This window comes from Mycoplasmopsis maculosa, from assembly GCF_900660665.1.
Taxonomy (GTDB): Bacteria; Bacillota_I; Bacilli_A; order Mycoplasmatales; family Metamycoplasmataceae; genus Mycoplasmopsis; species Mycoplasmopsis maculosa.
The window spans coordinates 902570-909262 of sequence record NZ_LR215037.1; the positions used below are offsets into that span (position 1 = coordinate 902570).

Annotated in this window: 6 protein-coding genes; 5 read left to right on the forward strand and 1 reads right to left on the reverse strand. The window is 25.6% G+C overall.

Going from position 1 to position 6693, the window contains the following annotated elements; all coding sequences use genetic code 4:
- Nucleotides 1-113: 113 nt before the first annotated feature.
- On the reverse strand, nt 114-797 hold the full coding sequence (recO, locus tag EXC47_RS03765) for a DNA repair protein RecO (RefSeq protein ID WP_129647248.1): 684 nt from the start codon (nt 795-797) through the stop codon (nt 114-116).
- 102 nt (nt 798-899) lie between these two features.
- Between recO and EXC47_RS03770 the strand changes: the two genes are divergently transcribed.
- The 5 genes from EXC47_RS03770 to EXC47_RS03790 form a co-directional block, all read left to right on the forward strand.
- Entirely contained in the window at nt 900-1196 is a 297-nt protein-coding gene (locus tag EXC47_RS03770) for a hypothetical protein (RefSeq protein WP_129647250.1), read from the forward strand.
- A complete protein-coding gene (locus tag EXC47_RS03775) occupies nt 1189-2820 on the forward strand; it encodes a DAK2 domain-containing protein (protein WP_129647252.1) in 1632 nt (543 codons plus the stop codon). The genes EXC47_RS03770 and EXC47_RS03775 overlap by 8 nt, the downstream gene beginning before the upstream one ends.
- Before the next feature lie 8 nt (nt 2821-2828).
- On the forward strand, nt 2829-3827 hold the full coding sequence (gene plsX, locus EXC47_RS03780; protein WP_129647254.1) for a phosphate acyltransferase PlsX: 999 nt from the start codon (nt 2829-2831) through the stop codon (nt 3825-3827).
- Nucleotides 3814-4512: a ribonuclease III gene (gene rnc, locus EXC47_RS03785; RefSeq protein WP_129647256.1), complete on the forward strand. Its 699-nt coding sequence runs from the start codon at nt 3814-3816 to the stop codon at nt 4510-4512. Before plsX ends, rnc begins: the two co-directional genes overlap by 14 nt.
- 81 nt (nt 4513-4593) lie before the next feature.
- The coding region (locus EXC47_RS03790; protein ID WP_129647258.1) for an AAA family ATPase at nt 4594-6693 on the forward strand (2100 nt) is incomplete at its 3' end.

Here is a 6693-nt window from a genome sequence, read left to right on the forward strand (position 1 = left end):
ATATAAATATATGTAATATAAATTATATATTTATTTTGCTTTTTATTAAGTTTAAGTTTTTTTACAATAATAAAAAAAGACTAATAAATTTATTTTTCAACAATATTAGATTTTTAATAATTTAAGTATATGCCGTTATCTTTTAAATATATTATCAATTCATTGTAAATTAATTTGTTTATCTCTGGAGTTACAACATTAACAAAAGTGTTTAGGTCTTTAAATAAATAATAAAAACTTTTTAATTCCTTTGTTCATCTTTTTTTATTAGAACAATCACCACATATAAAACCACCTTTGTAAAATTCAAAATCACATAAATTACCAGGTGTTTTACAATTGTAACAATATTCTGTAATAGGTTTTATTCCAAAATAATCTAGGCTTTGTGCTAATAAATAAGTAAAAAGATATGAACTCTGAATATCATTTTGTTTTTCTAAAATTGTTTTATAAGCATTAAAAACATTTTCACATTTTTCATAAAAATTACTTAAAAATATAACTGATTTTTTTATTAGTTTTAATATAGAAATATCATTGAAATTAGGCATGATTTTAATTCTAGCTTTTTTTAGCTTGCTTATTTTATTTTTTATTCTTGCTTCAAAATATTCTATTTCCACCAATGAACCTATAATTAAGTTATTTCTATTTTTTGAAATAGGTTTATTTATTCCTTTTGAATATACCTTAATTAGTCCATTTTTAGTTAAAAAAGTAACTAATGAATCATTATCATTTTCATAATAATCTTCTATTCTTAAGACAATCGCCTCTATTATTTTTTCTGCCATACTTTTAATTTTAATTAATTTTGCAAAAATATAGTAAAATAAAAACATTATTATTTATTGTAAAAATTAAGTTTAATTTTAATCTTAATATTTAGGAGAAAGATGACCGATAAGGAAATATTAAGCAATTTCATAGAAGCTATTGAATTAACTCCAGGCGTTCATTCAATAGTTAAAAAAAATGATATTAACATTGATGATGATAATAAATATGAGATATCTATTTTGCAAGATGAAAAAAATAAGTGAAATTTTAGAGCGAACATTAAAATTTTAAAAAATTCAAATGCTAAATCAATTATTGAAGGAATTGTATCTTTGACAAAATTTAAACTAAAAAAAGCATCTCAAAAAATAGGAGAGGTAAATATTTTTATAGGAGGAATTGCTAATGATTAAAAAGAAAATTGATGGAAAAATTTATTCAGAATTAATTACTTCCGGAGCGAATAATTTGATAAATAACAAAAATAGAATTGATGCTCTTAATGTTTTCCCAGTTCCTGATGGTGACACAGGTACTAATATGTCATCAACAGTTGAGATGGCGGCGAAGGCTCTTGAAAATTATTCAAGTGATAATCTAGGCGAAGTTGCTAATTTTGTTGCTAAAAATATGCTATTAGGAGCTAGAGGTAATTCAGGTGTTATTTTAAGTCAAATTTTTAAAGGTTTCGCTTTAGCTTTTTCTGAAAAAGAAGAAGTAGATATTTTAGGTTTTCTTGAAGGCTTTAAAAAAGCAACTGAAAAAGCATATGGTTCAGTTTTAAAACCAATAGAAGGAACAATATTAACTGTTATTAGAGAAACAACAGAATCTCTTGAAGCAAAAATAAATAATTTTACTTCTTTTGAAGAATTATTTAAAGCAGCATTTGAATCTTCAAGAATAGCTTGTGATAATACTCCAAATAAATTAAAAATATTGCGTGAAGTAGGTGTAACTGATTCTGGTGGAGAAGGATTACATAATTTTATTGAAGGTATTTATAAATATTTTAAAGGTGAACCTGTAAAAATTTCTAATGACGAGACATCAATTGATACTTTTATAAGTAACAAAGAAGTTTATAATGGTGAATTTGGCTATTGTACAGAATTTATTATTGAATTAAATTCAATAGAAGACTTTGACAAAAAACAATTTGAAAAACAACTTAATAAAAAAGCTAATTCTTTAGTAGTTGTTCAAGACGATAAATTAGTGAAGGTTCATGGACATACACTAAAACCTGGTGATTTATTAAATTTTGGTCAAAAATTTGGTGAATTTATAAAAATAAAATCTGAAAATATGACAATTCAAGCAGAGGACTCTAGAAACAAAAATGTTGTATTAAATAATATTGACAAAAAAGGTGAAACAAAAAAATGCGGTATAGTTTCATGTAATTTAGGTTCAGGTATTATTGAAAAAATGCGTGAATTAGGCTGTGATGTAATAATTGAAAGTGGTCAAACTCAAAACCCAAGTGCATTAGATATTATTGAAGCTATAAAAAATTGTGACGCTGAAAATGTATTTATTTTACCAAATAATAAAAATATTTTCTTAACAGCTGAACAAGCCGCACAAGCAACAAGAGATAAAAAAGTTTACATTATACCTACATCAACTCAAATCCAAGGTATTAATGCTATTTCGGTATTTAATAGCGATGTTAGTCCTGAAGAAAATACTGAATTAATGAATGAAATGATTTCTATGGTTCAAACCGGCGAAGTTACTACAGCTGTTAGAAATACTCAAATAAATGGTGTAAAAATTAAAGAAGGTAAATTTATTTCAATTTTAGACGGAAAAATTAAACTTTGTGTAGATACTTATTTAGAAGCCGCTAAAAAACTTATTAAAAAAACAGCAAATGAAGATACTCAATTAATAACAATATATTACGGTAATGAAGCAAGTGAATTAGATGCCGCCGAACTAGAAGATTATATACGTAGATATTTTGAATGTGATGTTGCAATCATAAATGGTAATCAACCTAATTACTTCTTTATAATTGGTTTTGAATAGGAGCATAAATGTATAAAATTGCTTTTGATTTAAACGGAAACGATAGAGGTATAAAACCGGGTATTTTAGCATCTGTCGAATTTTTAAAAGATAATAGAAACTATGAAATAACATTAATAGGACCAGAAGAAGAAATAAAAGATTATTTGAAATTGTTAAAATACAATGGTGATAATTTAAAAATCATAGACAATCAAAATACACCTACTGATAAAAAAAATTTTAGACAGAGTTTAAGAGAAAATACTTCAATGAATAATGCTATTGATTTAGTTGCAAATAATAAAGCAGATGTATTATTATCTGCAGGAGATTCAGGAACATATTTAGCTTGTACAACATTTAAATTAAAAAGACTTGAAGGGGTTTCAAGAGCAGCTTTTATGCCCTTAATGCCTTCTATAATAGGCAAGAAATGACTTTTACTTGATGTTGGTGCTAATATTGAAACAAAAGTTGAATATTTAATTGAATGAGCAAAAATAGCAAATGTTTATGCTAAAGCTTTATTGAAAAAAAATAATCCTGATATTTCATTAATAAATATAGGAACAGAAGATTATAAAGGTCCAGAATTTACAAAAGAAGCTTCTAAAATATTAGGCGAAGATAAAAATTTAAATTATAAAGGTTATATAGAACCAAGAGATTTATTACAAGGTAACACTGATATAGCAGTAGTAGATGGCTATGGCGGTAATTTAGTTTTAAAATCTCTTGAAGGCGCTATTTTAAGTTTTAAAGATTTGTTAAAATCTAAAATAATGCTAAAACCTATAAGAAAAGTAGGTTATTTACTTGCTAAAGGCGCTTTTAAAGATGTTGCTGAAACATTAGATTACAGAAATGTAGGTGCAGCTTGAGTAATAGGCGTAAACGGCTTAGCAATAAAATGTCATGGCAATAGTGATGAAAAAGCTTTTTTAGGTGCTTTTAAACAAATAAAATTAGTATTAGAAAATTCAGTTATGGATAAAGTAAGAGAAAGTTTAGATGCAAAATTATAATGAAAATCTAATTTTATTTTTAAAATCTTTAGGTCTAAAAGTTAATAATATTAATAATTATGTAGTTGCTTTTACTCACGGCTCATATATACATTCAACAAATAATAAAGATAAGAAGAAAAGTTATGAAACATTGGAATTTTTAGGTGACGCTATATTGCAATTTCTTGTTAGTGATTATATTTATAAAAATTACCAAAATACCTATGAACAAGGAAAAATGACATTATCTAGGTCAATGCTTGTTAGAACAGAAACTTTAAATAATTTAACAGATAAATTAAGATTAAAACATTATGTGTTAACTGGCAATGGGAATATGAAATCTGAAATTTTACAAAGTAAAAAAGTAGGTGCTGATCTTTTTGAAGCTCTTGTTGCAGCTATATATTTAGATGAAGAAAATATAGAGTCTGTTAAAAACTTTTTAAATAAAACCTTATTTAAATTAGCTTTCAAAATAACAGATTCAACTGTTTTAAAGGATTATAAAACATTTTTTCAAGAACATGTTCAATCTTATAGTAAAGTTGGTGCTATATATAAAACCTTTCAAAATGAAAATAAAGAATTTGAATCTGAAGTTATTCATGAAGGAAAAATTTACGGAAGAGGAACAGGATCTAGTAAATTAAAAGCAGAAGAGGAAGCAGCTAAAAACGCTCTTGAAAAATTAAAAAAATAATATGGTTTATCCATATTTTTTTTAAATTAAAAATTTAAAAAATAAATATAATTAATTTACTAGGTTAAAAAAGGAGAAAAAATGAAACTTATTAAAGTTGAAGCACATGGTTTTAAATCATTCGCAGATCCTATAGTTTTAAAATTTGATGGCGGAGTTGCTGGAATTGTTGGACCAAATGGTTCTGGTAAAAGTAATATTAACGATGCTATTAAATGGGTTTTAGGAGAAAGAAGTGCAAAAGAATTGCGTGGTGATAACATGGAAGATGTTATTTTTGCTGGTTCTAAAACTGCAAAACCAATGCAAAAAGCAGTAGTTACGCTGACTTTTGATAATCGCGATGGTTTAAATGATCATCCTCATGAATTCATAACTATTAGTCGTAGTGTTGAAAGAGGAACAGGTAATAATCAATACTATTTAAATGGTGAAGAATGTCGTTATAGAGATATTAAAGAATTAGCCATGGAATCAGGAATTGGTAAAAGTAGTTTAGCTATTATAAGTCAAGGAACCGTTAGTGATATTGCAGAAGCTACAGTTGATGAAAGAAAGCTAATTTTTGAAGAAGCAGCTGGTGTATCAAAGTATAAATTTAGAAAAAAAGAAGCACAAACTAAATTAGATAAAACAGAAGAAGGTCTTGAAAAAATTAGATTGGTTATTTCTGAAATTGAAAGAAAATTAATACCTTTAAGAAAACAAGCGGAAAAAGCAAAATTATTTATTGCTAAATCTGAAGAATTAAAAGGGATAGAAATTGGTTTATTGGTTGATAGAATTAAATTTTTCGGAGAACAATATCAAAGTTTAAGTGTTGAACTCGAAGGCGTTAATGAAACTAAATCAGATTTAAATCAAAGAATAAAAGAAGCTGAAGATAGAATTTCTGAAAACATAGCTTATAAAAATTCTTTAAATAGTGATTTAAGCAAAATGATCGATGAATATGAAAATATAAAATCAAGAATAAATTCATTAGAGATTGTTAGAGCCAGGGAAGAAGAAAAAGCAAAACTTCTTTCAGAGGGAAAATTACAAGTCACAAAAGAAGAAGAAATTAAAGCATATGAATCATTTTTAGAAAAAAGTTTAAAACAATTAAAATTTTATGAAAATCAATCAAAAGTTATTCAAGATAGAATTTTAAATACAAAAACAATTTTAGAAAATCATGATAATGAATTAAATGCTTTAAATATCTCTGTACAAAAGAAAAAAACAGAATTAGCAACAGTTCAAAGTCATATTCAATTATTAAAACAACAAATTGAAAGCAATTCAATGTTGTTTAAAGGAACTAAAACAATACTCGAAAATAAAGTTATTTTTGGTAAATCTTTAAAAGGAACAGTAGCTGAATTAATATCAGTTGATTCTAATTATGCATTAGCTATTGAAGCTGTTTTAAATAATGCATTGCAACACATAGTTGTTGATAAGTCTGAAACTGCTGTAAAAGCTGTTAATTTTCTTAAATCAAATAAAGGTGGTAGAGCTACATTTATTCCTTTAGCTTCTATACAACCAAAAAGCGTAAGAGATGATCATTTATTAGCTATTCAAGGACACCCTGGTTTCGTTGGTATTGCTAATGATTTAATAAAAATAGATAAAACATATGATTTATTAGCTAAATTTCTTTTAGGTAACATTATTGTAGCAACAGATATTGATCAAGCTAATAAAATGAGTCATATTTTAGATAACCGTTATATGATTGTTACACTAGATGGTGACACAATTAGAGCCGGTGGTGTAATAATGGGTGGTACAAAAAATACCAATGCTACTCTTTTAACTATTGAAGAAAAGTTAAAAGAATTAGAAGCATTAATACCTAATTTAAATACTTCTATTTCTATTAATGAAATGAAAATAAGAGAAATAGCTAATAAAAGAAGATCAGCTTATGAGTTAAAATCTCAGTTAGAAAATCAAAATTTATTACACCAAAATGATTGAAGAAATGAACAAGCTAGATTTGATGAATTTAATGAAAAACTTAAAAATATATCAAATAGAGAATTAAACAAAAACTCATTAGATTTAAATAAAGAGTCTAATGAATCCGATTACGAGACTTTATTAAGTAAAAGAATTTCACTAGAGGCTGATATAAATTCAAAGAGAGTAAGCATAAACACACTTTCAATTGATATTGACTCTCAAACAAAA